This window comes from Streptomyces sp. NRRL S-337 (assembly GCF_000720175.1).
In the GTDB taxonomy this organism is placed as follows: Bacteria; Actinomycetota; Actinomycetes; order Streptomycetales; family Streptomycetaceae; genus Streptomyces; species Streptomyces siderophoricus.
This window is the reverse complement of the sequence record NZ_JOIX01000110.1, coordinates 1-21,543: the sequence shown is the minus strand read 5'-3', so window position 1 is coordinate 21,543 and position 21,543 is coordinate 1. Positions and strand designations below refer to the sequence as shown.

Below are 21,543 nucleotides of genomic sequence, written 5' to 3'. Positions count from 1 at the left end.
GCCCCGCCGCTCGCCCCGGCCGCGGCCGCCGGTCCCCCCGCCGGCGGCCCGCCCCCGCTCCCCCGCCGGATCGTCTTCCTCGCCCGCCGCGACCTGGGCAATCCGGCCGCCGGCGGCTCCGAGCTGCTGGTGGACCGGATCGCCGAGGGCCTGACCGCGCACGGTCACCAGGTCACCCTGGTGTGCGGGGGGCCCGCCTTCGACCGGGATTACCGGGTGGTGTCCGCGGGCGGCGACGCCGGCCACTTCCTGCGCGCGCCGCGCCACCTGGACCGCCGGGTCGGCGGCTGCGACCTGCTGGTCGAGGTCTGCAACGGCATGCCGTACCTCGCCCCGCTGTGGCACCGCGGACCGACGCTGTGCCTGGTCAACCACGTCCACACGGATCTGTGGCGGCTGCGCTACCCAGGGCCGGCCGCCCGGCTGGGCCGCCAACTGGAGCACTGGGCCCTGGCCGGGGCGCACCGCCGCAACCTGATGGTCGCGGTGTCCGGCTCGACCGCGGCCGCCCTGCACGACCTGGGCGTGGATCCGGGGCGCATCCGGCTGGTGCACAACGGCGTGGAGGAACCGGGGCCGCTGGTCCCGAAGGCGCCCGAGCCGCTGTTCCTGGCCATGGGCCGGCTCGTCGAGTACAAGCGGATCGATCTGCTGCTGCGGCTGTGGGAGCGGGTCCGGCCGGTGACCGGCGGCCGGCTGGTGATCGTCGGCGACGGGCCGGAACGCGCCCGGCTGACCGCACTGGCCGGCCCGGGCGTCACCTTCACCGGCCGGATCTCCGAACGGCGCAAACACGAACTGCTCTGCTCCGCCTGGCTGTTGCTGCATCCGTCGCTGGTCGAGGGGTGGGGCCTGGTGGTGATGGAGGCGGCCGCCCGGCGCACCCCGGCGCTCGGCTTCGACATCCCCGGACTGCGGGATTCCGTCGAGGACGGCGTCACCGGTCTGCTCGCCCGCGGGGAGAGCGCCTTCGCCGCGCACTGGTGCGCCCTCGGGCTGGGCGCGCGGCGCCGTGGCGCCCTGGGGCTCGCCGCGCAGGAGCGCGCCGCCCGCTTCCGGTGGAGCCATACCGTCCGCAGCTTCCGCGCGGTCGCCGCGGAGGCGTTTCGCACCGCGTCCCCCGGGCGGTGAGGCCCGACGTGCGCGATCCCTCACTGCGCCGGTCCTGGGCCCTGTTCCGGGCCTTCCTGCGGGAGCAGGACGATCCCGAGCACTGCTACCGGCTGCTCGCGCGGGACGCCGCCGACCAGGTCGAACGCCATCTTCCGCTGAACGGCGCGGTGGTCGCCGACGTCGGCGGCGGCTGCGGCCACTTCACCGAGGAGTTCCGGCGGCGCGGCGCCCACGGCTACCTCTTCGAGCCCGATCCGGCCGAACTGACCGCCCGCGGGCGGCGGCCCGAGGGCGCGGTGATCGCCGACGGCTATCTGCTGCCGCTCGCCGACGGCGCCGCCGACGTCTGCTTCTCGTCCAACGTCCTGGAACACGTCGCCGACCCGCAGACCTTCCTCAGCGAACTGATCCGGGTCACCCGCCCCGGTGGCCTCGTCTACGTCGCCTTCACCAACTGGTTCTCCCCCTGGGGCGGCCACGAGACCGCACCCTGGCACTACCTGGGCGCCGAGCGGGCCCGCAACCGCTACCGGCGGCGCACCGGCAGAGCGGCCAAACACACCCTGGGCGTCAACCTGTTCGCGGTGCACGTCGGCCGCACCCTGCGCCAGGTGCGGGCCCGGGACGACATCGCGCTCGTCAGCGCACGCTCCCGCTACGCACCGTTCCTCGCCGAGGCCATCCCCCGCCTCCCGGGCATCCGGGAGGTCGCCACCTGGAACCTCCTCCTCATCCTGCGGCGGTTGCCATGACCCAGACCCTCAGGCCCTCCCCGTCCCCGGGGTCGCCCGACACCGGCGGCCGGACCGCGCCCGTCCCGGCCCCGTCGCCCGGGCGGCCGCGGTCCCGGCGCTGGCTGCTCGCCTTCTGGGCGCTCACCCTGATCGGCTTCCTGGCGCCCGCGCCGGGCCGGATGACGTTCGAGACGAAGCTGGGGGTCACCACCGACCCGTGGCGGTTCCTCGGTGACCTCGGGCAGTTGTGGCACGACCGGGCCGGCTTCGGCGGCCTCGCCGACCAGTACATCGGCTACGCCTTCCCGGCCCTCCCGTATTACGGGCTGACCCACCTCGCCCACCTACCGGTGTGGCTGGCCGAGCGGCTGTGGATGTCCCTGATCGTCACGGCCGCGTTCTGGGGCGCCCTCCGGCTGGCCGAACGGCTGCGGTGCGGCTCCCCGGCCTCCCGCCTGCTGTCCGCCGCCTGCTACGCGCTGTGGCCCACCTTCACCCTCGTCATCGGCTCCACCTCCGCCGCCGCGCTGCCCGGGGCGATGCTCCCCTGGGTGCTGCTGCCGCTGACGAACACGCAGGTCAATGCGCGGATCGCGGCCGCCCGTTCGGCGTTGCTGATCCCGTTCATGGGCGGCGTCAACGCGGCCTCGACGCTGGCCTGTCTGCTGCCCGCCGGGCTGTACCTGCTCTCCCGCACCGGGCCGCGCCGGACCCGGCTGCTCGCCTGGTGGCTGCCCGAGGTCGTGCTGGCCACCGCCTGGTGGGTGGTGCCGCTGCTCCTGCTGGGCCTGCACGGCGAGAACTTCATGCCGTTCATCGAGCAGGCCGACACCACCACCGGCACCATGTCCGCCACCGAACTGCTGCGCGGCGCCGGCAACTGGGTCGGCTATCTGAACTTCGGCGAACCGTGGTTGCCGGCCGGCTGGACGCTGACCGCCCGGCCGTACGCGGTGCTCGGCTCGGCACTGGCCGCGGCGCTCGGCCTGGCCGGCCTGGCCCGCCGCGATCTGCCCGAGCGGCGCTGGCTGCTGCTGACCGTGCTGTCCGTCGCGCTGATCACGCTGGCCGGATACGGCGGTGCGCTCGGCGGGCCGCTGCACGGGCCGTGGCAGGACTGGCTGAACGGCTGGCTGCGCCCGTTCCGCAACATCTACAAGTTCACCCCCGGCCTGGCGCTCGCGCTCACCCTGGGCCTGGCGCATCTGCTCGCGGCCGCCGGCGGACGGCACGCCACCCGCCGGGCCCCCGCCCGCCCCCGGTTGCCCCTGCTGACCGCGCTCCTCGTCCTGCCCGCGCTCGCCCTGCCGTTCCTCACCGGCACCGTCCTCCAGCCAGGCGCCTTCACGAAGCTGCCCGCCTACTGGACACAGACCGCCCAGTGGCTGAAAACGCACTCCCCGCGGAGCCGCGCCCTGGTGGTGCCCGCCACCGCGCACGGCATCTACACCTGGGGCTCCCCCATCGACGAACCCCTCGACGTCCTGGCCCGCTCGCCATGGACGCAACGGGACTTCGTCCCCTTCGGCACCCCCGGCGCCCGGCGCGCCCTGGACGCCGTCGAACAGGCCCTGCTGACCGGCGCCGAGGTCCCCGGCCTGCGCGACTACCTGCACCGCGCCGGACTGCACGACGTCGTCGTCCGCAACGACCTCGACCCGGACCAGATCGGCTACGTCCCGCCGCAGACCGTCACCCGCACCCTGGAAGCGTCCGGCTACCGCAAGGCGGCCGCCTTCGGCCCGCTCACCACCGGCGGCCGGATCCCCGCCGAGACCCCGCTGCAGATCCAGGGCCTCTATCCGCGCCGACGCGCCGTCGAGATCTACCGGCCGACCGACACCCCCGCACCCGGGCCGGTCACCGCCCGGGCCGTCGCGGACACCGCCCAGCTCAGCGGCGGCCCGGAGACCCTCCTCCAGCTGTCCGCCGACCCCGCGCTGCGCCGTCGGCCCACCGTGCTCACCGGCGACAACCACCCCGGGCTCGGCACCCCACACCTCCAGCTGACCGCCGACGGACTGCGCCGCGCCGACACCCGCTTCGGTCTCGTCAACAGCAACACCTCTTACACGTACACGGCCTCGGAGACCAACCACCCCGACAGCGTGCAGGACCCCGGCCGGCCGCCCCGGCAGATCCTGCCGACCTCGGGCGTCGGCCACCAGACCACCGCCGTGCTCCGCGGCGCCGCCTCGGTCACCGCGTCCACCAGCGGCAACTGGCTGTTCCACCTGCCGCAGTACGACCCGGTCAACGCCTTCGACGGCAACCCCGACACCGCCTGGGCGGAGGGCAGCGCCGGCGACCCGGTCGGCCAATGGATCAAGATCACCTTCACCCGGCGCACCACCGTCCCGGCCACGCTGTCCCTCACCCCGCTCCCCGGGGACGGCCTGCGCGCCGCCCCCACCTCCGTACGGATCGAGACCGACCGCGGCAGCACGGACGCCCCGCTCCGTCCCGACGGGACGAAACAGCAGGTCAAGGCACCCGCCGGGGTGGCGAAATGGCTGAAGGTGACGATCCTGGGCTCACAGACACCGCGCTCCGGCCTGTCCGGCGCCGGTTTCGCCGAGATCGGCGTACCGGGCGTACAGGTGACCCGGCTGCTGCAACTCCCCACCGACGCCCAGGGATCCGACGCCCCCGCCGAGACCATTTCGCTGCACCGCGGCAGCGACCCGGGCGGACTGTCGCCGGTCTCCGCCGAGGTGGGACTGCACCGCCAGTTCCGCACCGGTTCCCCCGCGCCCTACGCGGTCTCCGGCACCGCACTGCCGGTGCCCGGCCCCGAACTCGACCGGCTGCTGGACCGCATCGCCCCGGAGCAGAAGGACCGGATCACCGCCACCGCCGACTCCACCAGCTTCGGCTTCGGCCGGTCGCTCAGCCCCCGCAACCTCGTCGACGGCGACCTGACCACCGCATGGATCGCCGGCGACGAACCGACCCTGCACCTGCGCTGGCCGGGCAAGAAGAAGATCGACCAGATCGTGCTGGCCGCGGCCGGCGGGATCTCCACCCGGCCGGAACAGATCCTGATCAACTCCCCCGACGGGGCGGCCACCGCGGGCGTCGACGAGAACGGCCAGGCCCGCTTCGACCCGATCACCACCGACCGCCTCGACATCACCATCAGCAAGGTGAAGGAACTCACCCTCCACAACCCGGTCGCCGGGCAGGCCCTGCAACTCCCGGTCGGCCTCAGCGAGGTCTACCTCCCGGCCCTGGACGCGTACCGCACCCCGCGGCCACCGGCCGGCGCCCGCTTCTCGCTCGGCTGCGGCCAGGGCCCGATGCTCGCCGTCGACGGCGTACTGCACGCGACCAAAGCCTCGGGCCACGTCCGCGACCTGACCGAACGGCGCCCCGTCCAGGTGCAGTTGTGCGCCGGTGAGGCGCGCGACGGACGACTGGAGCTGGCCGCGGGCCGCCACCGGGTCGAGGCGGGGGACCAGGGGCCGCTGGCGCTGACAGACGTGACGCTGGGGAGGGGAACGACGGGGACCGCATCGGGGACGGGGCCGACGGGTGCGACGGCGGAGAGGGGCGGGGCGGCCGGTACGCGCGCGGCCGCCCCGGACCGCACGGCCACCGCTCAGGACTGGTCGGGGGACCGGCGTACCGTCCGCATCGGCCCCGGTCAGGCCGTCTATCTGCAGATGTACGAGAACGCCAACGACGGCTGGCAGGCCACCCTCAACGGCCACCGGCTCACCCCGCTACGGGTGGACGGCTGGCAACAGGCCTTCCTCGTACCGGCGGGCGCGGGCGGCACGGTCGAGCTCTCCTACGCACCCGCCGGCCTGTACGACGCGGGGCTGATCGGCGGCGCGGCGGCCGTCGCCCTGCTGGCCGTCTGCGCGCTGGTGCGCCGTACGTCGCAGGCCGGGCCGCCTGCCGAGCCCGCGACGCCCGCACCGTCGTGGGTGCTCGGGGTCGTGGCACTGACCGGGGTGATCGCGCTGGCGGCCGGGCCGTACGCCGTGCTCGTACCGCTCCTCGCGCTGGCGGCCCGCTTCCGGCCCGCCCTGCTCGGGCCGCTCGCACTGGTGGCGATGGCGGGCGCCGGAGTCATCGCGGCGGTGGGCGCGGGCGAGCCGGTCGCCGCCGGCCAAGGCGCGTTCAGCGGCGCCGCACAGGCGCTGGCACTGCTGGCACTGACGGCGGCGGTGGTGACGGTGCCACCGGCCCGGCCGGTGCCGTCCCGGACGGCGGGGTCCGGGGCATTGCCGTCCCGGACGGCGGGGTCCGGGGCATTGCCGTCCCGGACGGCGGGGTCCGGGGCATTGCCGTCCCGGACGTACAGCGAGGCGTCAGACGATGGGGAGGGTTCTGCGCGATGACCGCACTGCATCCGACGGCCGGGGCTCCGGCACCGCACGGGGGTCCCGGCGGCTCCGGTGGGACCGGCCCTGCTGGGACCGGCCCTGCTGGGACCGGCCCTGCTGGGACCGATGCCGCCGTCGGCCGTCAACCCGCCCGCGGCCGGGTCCCGTTCCCCGCCGTCGACGAGATCGCCCGGCACTGTCTGGACGACGACGAACCGGAGACCGTACACATCGAGGTGCATCTGCCGGGGCGGGTGGACGCCGCCCGGCTGCGCACCGCGTTCCACCAGGCGCTCACCCGGCATCCGCGCATCCTGATGCGGGAGGCACCGACGCACTGGTGGCACCGCTCCTACGCCTGGCACCTCACCGCCGGCTCGGACCGGGACCCGGTGGTCGTCCCGCCGCCCGGCCCCGATGCCCTCCTACGAGCGAGGGAACGGGCCCTGACCGACTGCCCCCCACTGGACTGCTCACCGCCCGTACGCCTGGAGATCCTCGGCCCCGCCGTGCCGGGCGGCGGCACTGTACTGCTGCTCACCCTCAACCACACCGCACTGGACGGCCCGGCCTGCCTCCGCGTACTGGCCACCACGGCGGAGCTCTATGGGGGCGCGGGGGCGGGGGCAGGGACGGGTGCCGTCGGTGGCCCGGCGGGTGGGGAGGGCACGGTCCCGACGGGCGGCCAGGACAGCGGCCAGGACGGCGGCCGGCCGCGCGGCGCCCGGGCCCGCCTCGCCCGGCCCGCCCGGGTCGCCGCCGATCACCAAGGCCGTGGCGAGGACGAGGGCTCCGGCCCCGGCAAGGGCAACGGCATGCTGCTGACCGAGCTGCCGGTACCGGCCCGTCCGCCCCGGACCGGCGGCCGGGCGCCGTACACCGTCAACGACCAACTCCTCGTCGCCACCTGCCTGATGGTGGCGCGCTGGAACCGACTGCACGGCGCCCGCCCGGCACCCGTCGTCGTCACCATGCCCATGGACGACCGGCCGCGCGGCGCCGAGATGCCCATCGGCAACGGCACCCGGCTGGTCCCGGTCCGCTTCGGCCCCGAGGAACGCCGGGAGGCGGCACTGCTCACCTCCGGGTCACCCGACCCGGACGCGGTGGCCCGGCTGCTGCGGCGGACGGCCGAACGCACCCGCGCCCTCAAGGCGGCGCCGCCCGGCCCCCCGCTCGGCCTCGCCGGGACCGTACTGACCGCACCGGTGCTGCCCGTGGGCATACGCGGCGCGGTCACCCGTGCTCTGCGCCGCACCGCCGCGCCCTGGACCACCACCACCCTGCTCTCCAACATCGGGCGGCTCCCCTACCCGTTGGACTTCGGCGACGCCGGCCGGCCGACCGCGGTGTGGTTCTCCGCACCGGCCCGGATGCCGCGCGGACTCACCGTCACCACCGTCTCGGTCGGCGGCCGCATCCAACTCGCGCTCCGCTGGTCCCACACCCTGCTCGACGAGGCCGCCGGTGCCCGCCTCGCCACCCTCTTCCGCACCGCCCTCGCCGCCACCGCCTGGCCGGGAGCCACGGCGGTCCTTCCATCGCCCGCCCCACCGCCGCCCACGCCCCCGGCCGAGGGCGGCGCCCGGTGAGCCCCGTGAAGCGGGTGAGCCCCGTGAAGCGGGTGAGCCCCGTGAAGCGGGTGAGCCCCGTGAAGCCGGTGCGCTCCATAAAGTCGGTGAGCCCGGTCGGTGCCCTGCGGGACTTCTACGAAGATCCCGCCGTGCCGGTGGCGTCCGGGGCCGGGCGCAGCCGGCGGCAGGCGCGGCTGCTGGCGCACGCCCTGGGCCCCGTACGGGCCGGGGCGCCGGGCGCCACGGTGCTGGACATCGGCTGCGGCGACGGCACCGCGGCCGCCACCGCGGCGGAGGTCCTGGCCGGCCATCGTCTCATCGGCGTCGACTGGTCACAGGACGCGCTGCGCCGCGCCCAGGCCCGTATTCCGTATGTCGTACGCGGCGAACTCACCGACGGCGGGCTGCCGTTCGCGACCGGCTGTGCCGATGCCGTCCTCTTCAGCGAGGTCGTCGAGCACCTCGTCGACCCCGATGCCGCACTGGACGAACTGCACCGGGTGCTGCGCCCCGGCGGCCATCTGATGCTCTCCACCCCCAATCTCGCCGCCTGGTACAACCGCGGGCTGCTGCTCGCCGGGGTCCAGCCCGTCTTCTCCGAGGTGAGCATGCGCCGGATCCACGGCCGGCCCGGCACCGAGGTCGTCGGCCATCTGCGCCTCTACACCGCCCGCGCGCTACGCGGCTTCCTGACCGCGTCCGGCTTCGAGGTCGTACGGATCGCCGGTGCGCCGTACCACGACGTACCGCGTCCGCTGCGCCCCCTCGACCGTGCCGCGTGCCACCTCCCGTCGCTGGCCTCCATCCTGCTCGCCCATGCCCGCCGGAGAAGGGAGTAGGACGATGCCGTGGTGGGGCGTGGCGTCCGCGCTGCTCGCCAACGTCCTGTACAGCACCGGTTTCGTGCTGGAGAAACGGGCGCTGGCGGCGCTGCCCGCACTGAACACCCGGCAGCCCGCCCGGGTCGTCGGTCACCTCCTTTCCAGTCCGCTGTGGCTGGGCGGTTCGCTCGCGCTGGCCGCCGGGTTCGCCGCCCAACTGGCCGTCTACCGCACCCTGCCGCTCGCCGCCGCGCAGGGCATCTTCGTCTCCGGCCTGGTGTTGTTGCTGCTCCTCTCCTCGGTCGTGCTCGGCGAGCGGACCAGTGGCCGGGAGCGGCAGAGCATCGTGGCGATCCTCGTCGCGCTCGTCCTGGTCGTCGCTTCCCTCCGCGGCGAGGACGCACGGGCCGTCGCCCGCACCGCCCCGCCGGCGACGCTGCTGGTCATCGCCGTACCCTCGCTGGCCGCCGGGCTGCTGCTCTACCGCTCGGCGGAACGGCGGGCCCGGCGCCGCCACCGCCTGCCGACCGCCGGCGTCCCCTACGGGGTGGCCGTCGGCCTGCTCTACGGCGTCAGCTCACTGGCCATCAAGGGCGTCTCCGGCCTGCTGACCACGCATGACGTCCCGGCCACCGCCGGGCAGCTGTTCCGTTCGCCGTACCCCTACCTCCTGCTCTTCACCGGTGCCGCCGGTCTGGTGCTGTCCCAGACCGCGCTGCAGCGCTGCCGCGCCTCGGTGATCGTCCCCGTCTGCACCACCGTCACCTGTGTCTTCACCGTCGTCTGCGGCACCGTCGCCTTCGGCGAGCCACTGCCCGCCGACCCGCTACGGCTGGCGCTCCGGCTGGGCGGCACCGCCGTCGCGGTGACCGTCCTGCTCGCCCTCCCTCGCCATGACACACCTCCGGCCCCCGAGCCCCGAGCCGCCGCATCAACGGCTCACCCAGCCCCGAAGCTCCGAGCCAACCTCCCTCGAATTCCCAGGAGTTGAGCCATGAAGCCCGATGATCCGCTGCTCAAGATCCTCGTCTGCCCGCTCGACAAGGGGCCGCTCTCCCTCCTCACCCCCGAGGGCGTCCTCTACAACCCCCGACTGCGCCGCCGCTATCCGATCCTCGACGGCATCCCCCAGCTCCTGCCCTCCTCCGGCGAACAGGTCACCGACGCCGAGCACGCCCGTCTGCTGCGCCGCCTCACGGACCAGGAGCCGCGGCCGTGACGCTGGCCGCCCGGCTGGCACCCCGGCTGCCGGCCCGGCTGGTGTCGGCGCTGGCCGCCGGGCTCTATCCGCGCTTCGAGCCGGAGCTGCGGCGGCTCGGCGATTTCTGCCCGCCGGGCGGCACGGCCGTCGACGTCGGCGGGTGGTACGGCCCCTGGACCCGGCGGCTGGCCCGGCGCGCTGACCGGGTCGTCACCTTCGAGCCCGTACCCCATCTGGCCCGCCTCCTGGCGGCCGTGACGCCCCCTCATGTCGAGGTGCTCACCGCCGCGGCCACCGACCACGCCGGCTGCGCCACGCTCTGGCTGCCGCCGGACGGCCGCGGTGACCGCGGGGTCTCCTCGCTCGTCCGCCGCGACCTGCACACGACGGCCCTCGAAGTGCCCTGTCTGCCACTGGACGCGCTCGGTCTGGCGTCCGTCACGCTCATCAAGATCGACGTGGACGGGGCCGAGCTGGCGGTGCTGCGCGGCGCCTCGCGCACCGTCGAGCGCGAACTCCCGGCGCTCTTCGTGGAGTTGGAGTCCCGCATCCAGCCGCTGCGGCCCGTGCTGGACTGGACGGCGGCGCGCGGCTATCGCGGCTGGGTCCTGCCGCACGACCGCTGGCTGCCGCTGGCCGACTTCGATCTGTCCGCCCATCAGTCCCGCACCTCCCACGTCGCCGAACACGGCCTGCTGAGGCGCTCCCTCGCCCCGCACCGCCGCTATGTCAATTCGGTGTTGTTCCTTCCGGACGGCGAGCGCCCCGGACCTCCCGCGGCCCCCGTCGTCCACGACCATGTCCATCATGAACCCCACCACTGACAATGACCCGCCCGCCGGCTCCGGCACCCCCTCTGACCTGCCCGGACCGCTCGCGTTCCAGCTCGTGCTGCTGCGCCGGATGGCCGACCACCACCCCGGCCTGGTCGAGGACGCGCTGCGGGAGCTGGGGGCCTCGCGGGCGCAGATGCGGGAGGCCAACCGTCGCTGGCAGGCGCGGATGCACGCCCCGCGGGCGGGCGGCGTCCAGCCGTACCGGGCGCTGCTGGGCGCGCCCGAGTCCGTCATCCCCCGCCGCATCGGTGATCTGACCTGCGAGGCGCTGCTCTGGCCGGTCCCGCTCTGGCCCGATCTGCGGTTCGAGGTGCTCACCGCCGCCCGGGGCACCGTCTGGAACGCCTGGCTGGTCCGCGCGCCCGGAGCCGCCGCCCCCGAGTTGCGCACCGCCGCGGACCTGGCTCCGTGGTCGTGCACGGTCGACGAGGTCGCCCGCGCGTTCCCTCCGGCCCGCCCGATGGAGGGCAGCGCCCCGACCCGCTGGCGCCTGGCCTGCAAGGCCCCCGGGCCCGACGGCGCGCCCCAGAACCTCGTCGTGGAATTCACCTGGGGGCTGTATCAGCGGCGGGTCGACTGAGCGGCCCGCGCACCCCCTCGGCGGTCACCCGTTCGCCCCGTTCCGCCCCCGCCCGTCCCCCGACCGGACGCTCTCGGCGGGCGGAGTTGTGCGGGCGCTCGGAGGATGGCGCACGAGCGGTCCGTGTGATCGGGCCGTATCAGCGGTCCGGTGAACGGGCCGTGCGAGCCCTTTCGTTCATACCGGCCCACCGGGGAGGAATCACCCATGACCATCAGCCTCGCCCAACTGCGGCGCTGCTCGGCCGCCGTCGACCTCGGTGCTGCCCGGACCAGGGTGTACGTGAAGAACCAGGGGCTGGTGGTCGATGAACCGACCGTCGCCGCCATCAACACCCGTACCGGTGCGCTGCTGGCCGTCGGCGCCCAGGCGGAGGTGATGGACGGCCGCACCCCGGACTACATCCGCGTGGTGCGCCCGGTCTCCGGCGGCACCGTCGTCGACATCGACATGGCCCAGCGGCTGCTGCGCACCCTGGTCGGCGACAAGTTGCGCAAGTCCTGGCGCCGCCGGCCCACGATGCGGGCCGCGGTCTGCCTGCCGTACGGAAGTGAGCCGCTGGCGCAGCGGGCCGCGGTCGAGACGCTCACCGGGCTGGGGGCGCGCCGGGTGGAACTGGTCGACACCCTGGTGGCCGCCGCGGTCGGCTCGGGGCTGCCGGTGGAGCAGCCGGAGGCGACCATGATCGTGGTGTGCGGTGCGGGAACGACGCAGGTCGCGGTGCTCTCGCTCGGTTCGATCGTGGCCGCGGAGACCGTACCGGTGGGCGGCAACGCCATCGACCACGCGGTGGTCCAGCACCTGCGGCTGCACCATGAACTGATGCTGGCGGGCCAGTCCGTACGCCCGCTGCATCTGATCCTCACCGGTGGCGACGGGCTCACCCCGGGCTCCACCGAGGTGCACGGCCGGGACGTGGTCAGCGGCATGGCGCGCTCGGTGCACGTCGACACCGAGCGGGTACGGGACGCCATCACCACCCCGCTGACCGCGATCCTCGACGGGATCGGTGCCGTACTGCGGCGCTGCCCGCCCGACCTGGTCGCCGACCTGGGCGAGCGCGGCATCGTGCTCGCCGGCGGCAGCGCGCTGATCCCCGGCCTGGAGCCGATGATCCATCAGGCCACGTCGATGCCGGTGCACACCGCGGACCGTCCCGACACCTGCGCGGTGATGGGGCTGGGCGCGATGATCGAGGGCAAGGTGCAGCCGCTGCACCTGGACCCGATGGCGCCGTAGGGGGCGCAAGGGGCGTCGGTCCGGGACAGCGGTGAGCGCGCGGTGTTACGGATTGCGGGTGTTCCACGCCACCACGGCCGGGCGGTCGTGCTCCGCCCCCAGGACGCCGACCGCGCCGGTCTCGAACGTGAACAGTCCACCCGCGGCGGCCGGCAGCCCGAGCCGGCGGGCGGCCAGCACCCGCAGGAAGTGCGCGTGCGCGACCAGCACCACATCGCCCCGGCCGGCCCGCAGCTCCGGGTCGATCCGGGCCAGCATCCGGTCGGCGCGCGCTCCGACCTGCTCGGGCGACTCACCGGGGTGCCCGTCGGGGCCGGGCACGACCCCGTCGGAGAAGAGGTACCAGCCGGGCCGGCTGCGGTGGATGTCGGCGGTGGCGACGCCCTCGTAGCCGCCGTAGTCCCATTCCCGCAGGTCGGGGTCGATCTGCGGCTGCGGGAGGCCCGCCAGCTCGGCGGTGCGCAGTGCCCGCACCATCGGGCTGGCGTGGACCTGCGCGATCTTCCGGCCCGACAGCAGCGGCCGCAGTGCGCGGGCCTGCTCCTCGCCGACGGCGGTCAGCGGCAGATCGGTCCAACTGGTGTGCCGGCCGTCCCGGCTCCACTCGGTTTCGCCGTGCCGGACCAGAAGTAGCTCACTCACGAGCCCTGAGCCTACTGGCCCGTCCCGCCCTGCGCCTGCTCGCTCTCCTGGGCCTCCGCGACCGATGCCCGGACCTCGTCCATGTCCAGTGCACGGGCCTGGCCGATCACGTCTTCCAGGGCCGCCTCGGGCAGCGCACCCGGCTGGGCGAACACCGCGATGTTGTCCCGGACGATCATCACCGTCGGGATGGACTGGATCTGGAAGGCCTGCGCGAGCTCGGGCTGCGCCTCCGTGTCGACCTTGGCGAAGACCAGGTCGTCGTGCTTCTCCGAGGAGCGCTCGAAGACCGGGCCGAACTGCTTGCAGGGGCCGCACCACTCGGCCCAGAAGTCGATCAGCACGAAATCGTTCCCGGAGACGATCTCGTCGAAGTTTTCCTTGGTGAGCTCAACGGTGCTCATGTATGTCCCTGCTTCTGTCGAGGATGTGCTGCTGTTCGCACGGTCTCCGGCTACGGGAACGGGGTCGCCCCGCCACGTATTCCGCACGCCGCGACGCTTCCGTACGCCGGACCGCCCCGCTCCCCTGCCCACCGTCAGCATTCCTAGACATCCCGATCCACGTGGGAAGACACACGCCGGCGACTGTCCTCCCCCGTACCCGACGGCCTCATATCCAATACGGCGGCGACGGCACGCCCTCTCCCCCGGATGTGGCCAGCCCCGCCCCGGCCGGGCTGCGCCCCGTCAGCCAGGCCAGCAGATCAGCCGATCGGCCCAGCACGACCGGGCCACCGCCACCGCTCCCGACGGCGCGGGCGAATTCGGCATCCGTCGCCTCGATCCGCAACGCCGACGGCCGCCCCGTACCGTCGCCGCCCCCGTCCCCACCCGGGCCCGTAACCGCAGCCGCCGCCCGGCGGGCGAGGGCCGCGACGATGTCGTCCAGGATCCAGCGTGCCGTGGCCGCCGGGATGTCCGCGAAGGTGTAGCCGGCGTCCAGATCCGCGTGGTGGACCTCCAGTTCGCGCAGCCGGGTCTCCATCAGGCCGGCCGGCGTCCGCGTCTCCCCCGTACGCATCCGCACCCGCGCCTCCCAGGCCGCTTCGGGCAGCGCCCGCAGGGCTGCCGCAAACCGTTCCGCGCTCCCCGCCAGGTCTTCCGCCAGCGCGCCAACCGGGCGGTTGGCCCCGGCCTCGATCTCCGCCGCGCGGGCCGCCATGCTCGGGTACTGCGGAATCGCCGCTCCCGTACGCGCGCCCTCCAGCAGCCGGCAAAGACTGTCGGTGGCCCGCGCGAGATGGGTGAGCACATGCCCCCGGGTCCACGGCGGGATCAGCGTCGCCCCACCGGCCTGTTCGTCGGTCAACCCCGCGACGGTGCCGGTCAGCCGCGCCATGGACGCATCGAGCGCCGCGCGCAATTCCTCCCGCGTCATCCCGGAGTCCCCCGCCGCACGCCCGCCGTCGCCGCTCCTGCTCCGGTTCATGGCCATACGCCTGCCCCAGCCTCCCCACAGCATTCCGTTAAGTGGAAACAGAATGCCGCATCCCGAGAGGAGGAGGAACCAGGCCAGGCCGTCACGCCCGGCGAACCACCGACAGCCACCCCTTCAGCAGTCCAGCAGTCCAGCAGTCCGCCGGTTCAGCAGTCCGGCAGTCCCACGGCCGCCAGTTCACGAGTCCGCCAGTTCAGAAGCCGACGCTTCACCCACCCTCCTTCGCATAGTCCTTCGCCATACCGCCCGCGAAGTCGTACACCACGACCTGCTCGTCGCCCACCACCCAGGCGTCGTGACCGGCCGGGCAGACGAAGACGTCACCGGGCCCCACCTCGGTCTCCGCGCCGTCGTTCATGCGCACCCGCATCCGTCCCTTGACCACGAAGCCGTTGTGGTGGACCTCGCAACTGTCCGTTCCGGCGATCGGCGCCACCGACTCCGACCAGCGCCAGCCCGGCTCGAAGGTGGCCACGGCGAAGTCCAGGCCGGTCAGATGCAGGGCCTCCAGGTGGCCCCGGGGAAAGTCCCGCCGCTCATCGGGCTTGTCGATCGGCTTGACCTCCATCATGAGGACTGCCTCCCTCCACCCCCTGTCGTTCCCGGATTTCCCCCACCCCTTCCATCGTGCGCCCGCGCTCCCCCGGACGAAATGTCGCCGCACCGGTGCCGTGGCCGGCAGCCACCCCGCCCGACGGCTAGCATCCGGAACGATTCGCCCGGAACGCCCCACCAGAACCGCCCCGGACCGCCCCACCGGAACCCCGGACCGACCCGTCGGAACCACCCCGGGACCACCCAAGCGGAAGCCCACATTCCGATCCTCCGGGGGCCGCCGAGAACGGAGTCTCCTCCCGTGCCCCATCTGCGCGTAGGCGTGGCCATCCTCACCATGGGAAACCGCCCCGCCGAACTCCAGGCACTGCTGGATTCGGTCGCAAAACAGGACCTCGCACCGGCCCACATCGTGGTGGTCGGGAACGGAACGCCGCTGCCGCCCCTGCCGCACGGCGCCGTGGGGATCGAGCTGAGCGAGAACCTCGGCGTCGCCGGCGGCAGAAACGTGGCCCTGGACGAACTGCGCAAGCTCGGGGGCGTCGACCTGGTGGTCGACCTCGACGACGACGGCCTGCTGATCAGCCCCGACGTCTTCCGCCGGCTCGCCGAACTGCACACCGCCGACCCGCAGTTGGGCATCGTCAGCTTCCGCATCGCCGACGAGCGGGGCCGTACGCAGCGCCGGCACGTTCCCCGCCTACGGGTCGGCGACCCCGCGCGCGGCGGCCTGGTCACCACCTTCCTCGGCGGCGGGCACTCCCTCTCCCTGCGCATGCTGGACCGCATCGGCGGCTGGCCGGACGACTTCTTCTACGCGCACGAGGAGACCGACCTCGCCTGGCGCGCCCTGGACGACGGCTGGCACATCCGCTACGCACCGGAGCTCGTGCTCCAGCACCCGTACACCTCCCCCACCCGGCACGCAATCTTCCACCGCATGGTCGCCCGCAACCGCGTCTGGCTCGCCAAACGCCACCTCCCTGCCCTCCTGGTGCCGGTGTACCTCGGCGTATGGGCCGCACTGACGGCCGTCCGCAGTCGCTCGGCGGCCGGTCTACGGGCCTGGGCCGCCGGCTTCACCGAAGGCGTCCGCACCCCCTGCGGCCCGCGCCGCCCGATGCGCTGGCGCACGGTCTGGCGCATGACCCGCCTCGGCCGCCCCCCGATCATCTGACGCCCCACCGCTACCCACGCGATTCGTCGACGGGCTGATATCCACGTCGAACCTGATCTCCCGAAACACAAGCGCCACGCCATCACCATCCGCAGGAGCTGGCGAAATCGCCACCCCTGTCGCTGCTTTCCCCACTGAACCGATCCCGGCGGGGCCAAGCACAAGACCCGGGTAACACGCCATCCGCGCACACCACTACGTCCCACCGGTGATTCGGAAACCCAGGAAGAAATTCTTGACCGATTACCGTACGGAGAATAACCGCGCCCGGCCGCCCCATTCGAGCCACCTTACTTCCGGGACATACATGCAGGTCAGACCCCACTCGACAACGCATCGTCCAGGAAAGTAATCCACGACCGACCTCCTCGAAGGCCAGTGCCAGAAAATACCGGCACGGGCCTGGCCCGATGTGTACGGAGCCTGATATGGCACCCTCATTCCCGGGTTGCGGACCGGGAAGTGAGGTATTCACGATCAACTTGCTGTTGACCCCGACCAGCGCCCCCGTCACGGGCGAGAAGCGGGAGATTACCTTCACCCGACCCCACGGAATCACCTTTCCCGATGGCGGAAAGGTCGTCTACGTCGTTCCGGGCGCGGTCCACCGGGAACTGCATCTCCTGGACCAGGGAAGTGGCTTGGGGCGACTACGTCCACTACTACAGCGGCAAGGGCGCCTCCTCGACGGCGCCGGGAAGAAGCTCAACGCCCCGGGCCGGCGCAAGCGCCGGCTCCGCTTGCAGGCACCGGCCGACGCCGACCGGGTGACCGTGCGGTTCGCCAACCCGGGCCGCGCCGGCTTCGACAAGGACCTGAGCGAAGCAGCCCCCGGACGGCCGATGGGGGCCACCGCGCTGTGGCGGTGACCCCCATCGTCACGTTTCCCCAGGAGGAAGGATCTTCGCCCTGGGCGCTGTGGTGGGGCGGGTGGGACTCGAACCCACGGCCGACGGATTATGAGTCCGCTGCTCTAACCGGCTGAGCTACCGCCCCCTCACGGCGCGTCGCGCACATTTGTGCGCGCCGTCTGCCGCAGCATAGCCGCTCATACGATCTGCTGCCCCTGAGGGCTGCCGTTCCGCGACCACGCACGCCCAAGAAGACTTCGATCACCGGGGGTTCGGTTCCACGGCGCACGAAAAAGGGCCCCTTCCGGGACCCTTCCTCGCTCTGCTCCCCCGACTGGACTCGAACCAGTAACCCTCCGGTTAACAGCCGAATGCTCTGCCAATTGAGCTACAGGGGATTGAGCTCCCCCGACTGGACTCGAACCAGTAACCTGCCGGTTAACAGCCGGCTGCTCTGCCAATTGAGCTACAGGGGATTGCTCCGTGTGCCTCGAATGCGTCGCTGTCCGGGCCTCCGGACGGCGGGCGCTCGCTGCGACACATACATTAGCGCAAGCAGGGGGGTGCTCCGCCAATCGGTATCGCCTCAGGTCACCTCGGGTGATCTCCGGCCCCGGAGGGTAGGCGCGCGGCACAGCCCGGCATCCCGGTGCGTACCGGCATCGGACGGGACCGAACACAGGGAAAGGTGGAGCGATGCGCTACCGGCTCACTTTCATTGCGGGACTGGCCACGGGGTACGTGCTCGGCGCACGGGCCGGCCGGGAACGGTACGAGCAGCTCCGCAAGGCCGCCCAGCGGGTCACGCAGAATCCGGCCGTCCGTAACAGCGCCGAGTCGGTGGCGCTGACCGGGCGGGACGCGGCGGCCAAGGCGTTCGGGAAGGTCTCGGCCAAGGTCGAGGACCGGCTTCCGGCGTCCGTGAGCGACCGGGTCCGTTCCCTGCGGGAGCAGCGTTCCGCCGACGAGGACGAGTGGGGAACCAGTAACACCTGAAGGGGCGGGCCCGACGTCATCCGAGACGGACAGCCCCCGGCGGCGGCCGGGGGCAAACCCTGACTCATTCCCTATGCGCCCCATGGGGCATCATCTGGGGCCATGGGGATAGTCGCCGGATTGGACAGTTCGTCCGAGAGCACACGGATCGTCGTCTGTGACGCGGACACGGGCGCCGTCATCAGGCAGGGGTATGCCCCGCACCCGGTCGAGAAGGGACCGGAGGTCGACCCGCAGGCGTGGCTGATGTCACTCGGGGAGGCCGCGGGCAACGGGCTGCTGGAGGGCGTACAGGCCATCGGAGTCACGGCGCAGCAGCACGGGCTGCTGCCGCTCGACGCCGAGGGCAACCTCATCCGGCCGGCGCTGGTCGGCAACGACAAGCGGGCCCAGAGTGCCGCGGCGGACCTGCTGGACTCGCTGGGCGGCCGCACCGCCTGGGCGCAGGCCGTCGGGGCGGTGCCGCAGGCCGCGCACCCGGTGACCAAGCTGCGCTGGCTGGCGCGTACCGAGCCGGAGCACGCGGCCCGGGTGGCGGAGGTCATGCAGCCGCACGACTGGCTGGTGTGGCAGCTGCTGGGGCGGCCGGCGCGGCGGACCACGGACCGGGGCGCGGCCTCGGGCACGGGGTACTGGTCGGTGGCGACCGCCTCGTACCGGCCGGATCTGGTCGAGCTGGCGCTGGGCCATCAGGTGCGGCTTCCGGAAGTGCTGGGTCCGTCGGGGACCGCCGGGTTCACCCCGGAGGGGCTGCTGATCTCGGCCGGTACCGGCGAGACCATGGCGGCTGCCTTCGGGCTGGGCGTCGGCGAGGGGGACGCCGTGATGTCGCTGGGCGCCTCGGGGTCGGTGTTCGGGATCCATCACGAGGCGCTGGTCGACTCGAGCGGCACGATCACCTCGTTCGCCGACGCCACCGGGCGGCACCTGCCGGTCGTGCACACCAGCAACGCGGTGCGGGTCCTGCGGGGCGCCGCGGAGATGCTGGGGACGGACCTCCAGGGCCTGTCCGACCTGGCGCTGAAGTCGTCTCCCGGTGCGTACGGCATGGTGCTGCTGCCCTATCTGGAGGGCGAGCGGACGCCTCATCTGCCGCACACCGCCGGGTCGTTGCACGGGATGCGGCGCGAGTCGATGAAGCCGGAGCATCTGGCGCGAGCCGCCGTCGAGGGCATGCTCTGCGGGCTCGCCGACGCGCTGGACGTCCTGCGCGGGCGGGGCGTGGCGGTGCGCCGGGTGTTCCTGCTGGGTGCGGCGGCGGAGCTGGCGGCGGTGCAGACGGTCGCGCCGGCGTTGTTCGGGGTGCAGGTCGTGGTGCCGCAGCCGGCCGAGTACGCGGCGCTGGGCGCGGCGCGGCAGGCGGCCTGGGCGTGGGGGGTGGCGCACGGCACGCTCGCGCCGGCCGCCGGGGCACCGGCCGCGCCGGGCGGCGGGTCCGCCTGGGTCGATCCGCCGCAGTGGCCGGCCGCCGCGAGCCAGGTCTTCGAACCGGGCGACGAACTCCCGGTCGGCCAGGCCGTGCGACAGCAGTACACGGCGGTGCGGGACGAGGTCCATCCGGGGGCGTTCCAGCGGGAGGGGTGAGGGGCGCGCAGGGCCCGCACAGGGCCCGTCCGCGGCCCCTCCACGGCCCGTCCACGGCCCGGGCCGGCCGGCGGCTGGGTAGCGAGTGGCTCAGTCCAGGTAGCCGCGGAGCTGGTCGGCGAAGGCGTGGTCGCGGAGTTTGTTGAGGGTCTTGGACTCGATCTGCCGTATCCGTTCGCGGGTGACGCCGAAGATCCGGCCGATCTCCTCCAGCGTGCGGGGGCGGCCGTCGGCCAGGCCGTAGCGGAGCTGGACGACCTTGCGTTCGCGTTCGCCGAGGGTGGACAGCACCGCGTCGAGGTGCTCGCGGAGCAGCAGGAACGCCGCGGATTCGACGGGTGAGGCGGCGTCGCCGTCCTCGATGAGGTCGCCGAGCGCGACGTCCTCCTCCTCGCCGACCGGGGCGTGCAGGGAGACCGGTTCCTGGGCCAGCCGGAGCACTTCGCTGACGCGTTCCCCGGTCAGGTCGAGGTGGGTGGCGACCTCCTCGGGGGTGGGCTCGTAACCGCGTTCCTGGAGCATCCGGCGCTGGACCCGCACCACGCGGTTGATCAGCTCGACGACGTGGACCGGGACGCGGATGGTTCTGGCCTGGTCGGCGAGGGCGCGGGACATGGCCTGGCGGATCCACCAGGTGGCGTAGGTGGAGAACTTGTAGCCGCGGGCGTAGTCGAACTTCTCGACGGCGCGGATCAGGCCGAGGTTGCCCTCCTGGACGAGGTCGAGCATGGTCAGGCCGCGGCCGACGTAGCGCTTGGCGACGGAGACCACGAGGCGGAGGTTGGCCTCGATGAGCCGGCGTTTGGCCATCCGGCCGAGGACCACCAACCGGTCGAGGTCGTGGGCGAGTTGGGAGGCCAGGTCGGGGGCGTTGGTGAGCTTCTCCTCGGCGAACAGGCCGGCCTCGACACGGCGGGCGAGTTCCACCTCCTCGGCGGCGGTCAGCAGCGGGATCCGGCCGATCTCGCGGAGGTACTGGCGAAAGAGGTCGGAGGAGGGGCCGCTGCTGGTGTCGGCACGGGGCGCCGGTCCGGGCTCGGGCTCGGGCTGCGCTTCCAGTTCCGGTTCGGCTTCGGCTTGGGCTTCTGCCTCCGGGTCGGCTTCCGGTTCAGCTTCCGGCTCCAGTTCGACCTCCGCTTCCGGTTCCGTTTCCGCGCCTGCTTCTGCGGCTGCTGGGGGCTCTCCGGAGAGGGCCATTTCGTGCTCCGGGTCGGGGGCGGGCTCGGGGCCGACGGAGTCCGGGGCGAGAGTCAGGAGCATTTCGGCGGCGGGGGGTTCGGCCTGCTGCGGGACGGTGAGGGGCTCGTCGGCCGGATCCAGCAGCGGCTCCGCGGCCGGTGGCGCGACGGCTGGCGGGAGCGTTGGGGCGGCGGCCGGCGCGTCGGCGAGGGTCTGGGTCTGCACGGGGGCGACCTCCAGGGTGATCGCTGCGGTGGCGGCAGAAAGGCCGGGTACGGTTGCGGCCGAGCCGCCGTCCGTCCCGTACGTCAAGAGCGGTTCCGCGGGGGTTTCCGGGGGCGTACGACCGGACCCGCCGCGCTCCGAGGACTCAGGCACCGCTCCTCAGTGTGGAGTACGACACAGTCCCGCCACGAGGGGCTTGCGACCACTTTTTGAGTCCGGTCCGTGACCGGACGGCTACCGCGGGCTGTTACGGGGTGGCGGCACAGGAGGAGCCGGGGCCGGGTGGCGGGGGCGTGTGGCGACGCGGTGGAGGGGGCGGTGGCAGGGGCGTTGGGGAGCGCGGTGGGGTCTTCGGCCCCCTAGCTAGTACTGCAACCGCATGTGGGGGTTGTGGCCTCGGCGTTGGTAGTGGCAGTGGCGGGCTCGGGCTTGGCTGCGTCTGCGGAAGTGTGACCAGTGCAG

At 73.4% G+C, this 21,543-nt stretch carries 19 protein-coding genes and 3 tRNA genes; 14 read left to right on the top strand and 8 right to left on the bottom strand.

What is annotated here, in order from left to right:
• From IG62_RS0138365 to IG62_RS0138320, 10 genes are all read left to right on the top strand, one after another.
• Positions 1-1,131: glycosyltransferase family 4 protein (locus IG62_RS0138365; protein WP_030814952.1), on the top strand; the 1,131-nt coding region annotated here is incomplete at its 5' end.
• Between the two features lie 8 nt (positions 1,132-1,139).
• Positions 1,140-1,865: a class I SAM-dependent methyltransferase gene (locus IG62_RS0138360; protein WP_030814949.1), complete on the top strand. Its 726-nt coding sequence runs from the start codon at positions 1,140-1,142 to the stop codon at positions 1,863-1,865.
• On the top strand, positions 1,862-6,196 hold the full coding sequence (locus IG62_RS0138355; RefSeq protein WP_078872498.1) for an alpha-(1->3)-arabinofuranosyltransferase domain-containing protein: 4,335 nt from the start codon (positions 1,862-1,864) through the stop codon (positions 6,194-6,196). Before IG62_RS0138360 ends, IG62_RS0138355 begins: the two co-directional genes overlap by 4 nt.
• On the top strand, positions 6,193-7,773 hold the full coding sequence (locus tag IG62_RS0138350; protein WP_063755431.1) for a hypothetical protein: 1,581 nt from the start codon (positions 6,193-6,195) through the stop codon (positions 7,771-7,773). The genes IG62_RS0138355 and IG62_RS0138350 overlap by 4 nt, the downstream gene beginning before the upstream one ends.
• A gap of 50 nt (positions 7,774-7,823) precedes the next feature.
• Positions 7,824-8,594, top strand: coding sequence for a class I SAM-dependent methyltransferase (locus IG62_RS0138345; protein WP_234326915.1), 771 nt, complete (start codon positions 7,824-7,826; stop codon positions 8,592-8,594).
• Positions 8,595-8,598: 4 nt separating this feature from the next.
• Positions 8,599-9,567, top strand: a complete 969-nt coding sequence (locus tag IG62_RS0138340; RefSeq protein WP_030814936.1) for a DMT family transporter — start codon at positions 8,599-8,601, stop codon at positions 9,565-9,567.
• Between the two features lie 3 nt (positions 9,568-9,570).
• A complete protein-coding gene (locus tag IG62_RS50350) occupies positions 9,571-9,795 on the top strand; it encodes a Trm112 family protein (protein ID WP_030814933.1) in 225 nt (74 codons plus the stop codon).
• Positions 9,792-10,601 (top strand): FkbM family methyltransferase, encoded by an 810-nt coding sequence (locus IG62_RS0138330; protein WP_030814930.1) that lies wholly within the window; start codon positions 9,792-9,794, stop codon positions 10,599-10,601. The genes IG62_RS50350 and IG62_RS0138330 overlap by 4 nt, the downstream gene beginning before the upstream one ends.
• Positions 10,585-11,193: a hypothetical protein gene (locus IG62_RS0138325; RefSeq protein WP_030814927.1), complete on the top strand. Its 609-nt coding sequence runs from the start codon at positions 10,585-10,587 to the stop codon at positions 11,191-11,193. The genes IG62_RS0138330 and IG62_RS0138325 overlap by 17 nt, the downstream gene beginning before the upstream one ends.
• A 207-nt stretch (positions 11,194-11,400) precedes the next feature.
• A complete protein-coding gene (locus tag IG62_RS0138320) occupies positions 11,401-12,432 on the top strand; it encodes a rod shape-determining protein (RefSeq protein WP_030814924.1) in 1,032 nt (343 codons plus the stop codon).
• Between the two features lie 45 nt (positions 12,433-12,477).
• Here IG62_RS0138320 and IG62_RS0138315 read toward each other — a convergent pair whose 3' ends face one another.
• From IG62_RS0138315 to IG62_RS0138300, 4 genes are all read right to left on the bottom strand, one after another.
• A complete protein-coding gene (locus IG62_RS0138315) occupies positions 12,478-13,074 on the bottom strand; it encodes a histidine phosphatase family protein (RefSeq protein WP_030814921.1) in 597 nt (198 codons plus the stop codon).
• An 11-nt stretch (positions 13,075-13,085) separates the two neighbouring features.
• On the bottom strand, positions 13,086-13,478 hold the full coding sequence (gene trxA / locus IG62_RS0138310) for a thioredoxin (protein WP_030814918.1): 393 nt from the start codon (positions 13,476-13,478) through the stop codon (positions 13,086-13,088).
• 208 nt (positions 13,479-13,686) lie between these two features.
• Complete coding sequence (locus IG62_RS0138305; protein WP_158795180.1) at positions 13,687-14,505, bottom strand: maleylpyruvate isomerase family mycothiol-dependent enzyme; 819 nt, start codon at positions 14,503-14,505, stop codon at positions 13,687-13,689.
• 217 nt (positions 14,506-14,722) lie between these two features.
• A complete protein-coding gene (locus tag IG62_RS0138300; protein WP_030814912.1) occupies positions 14,723-15,085 on the bottom strand; it encodes a cupin domain-containing protein in 363 nt (120 codons plus the stop codon).
• A gap of 285 nt (positions 15,086-15,370) precedes the next feature.
• On the opposite strand from IG62_RS0138300, the gene IG62_RS0138295 reads away from it, so the two are divergent.
• Together IG62_RS0138295 and IG62_RS0138290 are read left to right on the top strand one after the other, a co-directional pair.
• On the top strand, positions 15,371-16,246 hold the full coding sequence (locus IG62_RS0138295; RefSeq protein WP_030814909.1) for a glycosyltransferase family 2 protein: 876 nt from the start codon (positions 15,371-15,373) through the stop codon (positions 16,244-16,246).
• A 488-nt stretch (positions 16,247-16,734) separates the two neighbouring features.
• Positions 16,735-17,115, top strand: coding sequence for a hypothetical protein (locus tag IG62_RS0138290; RefSeq protein ID WP_158795179.1), 381 nt, complete (start codon positions 16,735-16,737; stop codon positions 17,113-17,115).
• A 50-nt stretch (positions 17,116-17,165) separates the two neighbouring features.
• On the opposite strand, the gene IG62_RS0138285 is transcribed toward IG62_RS0138290, so the two are convergent.
• The 3 genes from IG62_RS0138285 to IG62_RS0138275 all read right to left on the bottom strand — a co-directional run bounded on the left by IG62_RS0138285 (position 17,166) and on the right by IG62_RS0138275 (position 17,573).
• Positions 17,166-17,242 (bottom strand) — tRNA-Ile (locus IG62_RS0138285).
• A gap of 180 nt (positions 17,243-17,422) precedes the next feature.
• Positions 17,423-17,495 (bottom strand) — tRNA-Asn (locus IG62_RS0138280).
• 5 nt (positions 17,496-17,500) lie between these two features.
• Positions 17,501-17,573: transfer RNA gene (locus IG62_RS0138275), tRNA-Asn, on the bottom strand.
• Positions 17,574-17,793: 220 nt separating this feature from the next.
• Here IG62_RS0138275 and IG62_RS0138270 point away from each other — a divergent pair.
• Positions 17,794-18,093, top strand: coding sequence for a hypothetical protein (locus IG62_RS0138270; protein ID WP_030416956.1), 300 nt, complete (start codon positions 17,794-17,796; stop codon positions 18,091-18,093).
• 102 nt (positions 18,094-18,195) lie between these two features.
• A complete protein-coding gene (locus tag IG62_RS0138265) occupies positions 18,196-19,677 on the top strand; it encodes an FGGY family carbohydrate kinase (protein ID WP_030814906.1) in 1,482 nt (493 codons plus the stop codon).
• Positions 19,678-19,767: 90 nt separating this feature from the next.
• On the opposite strand, the gene IG62_RS0138260 is transcribed toward IG62_RS0138265, so the two are convergent.
• Positions 19,768-21,234 (bottom strand): RNA polymerase sigma factor, encoded by a 1,467-nt coding sequence (locus IG62_RS0138260; protein WP_078872496.1) that lies wholly within the window; start codon positions 21,232-21,234, stop codon positions 19,768-19,770.
• Positions 21,235-21,543 lie beyond the last annotated feature (309 nt).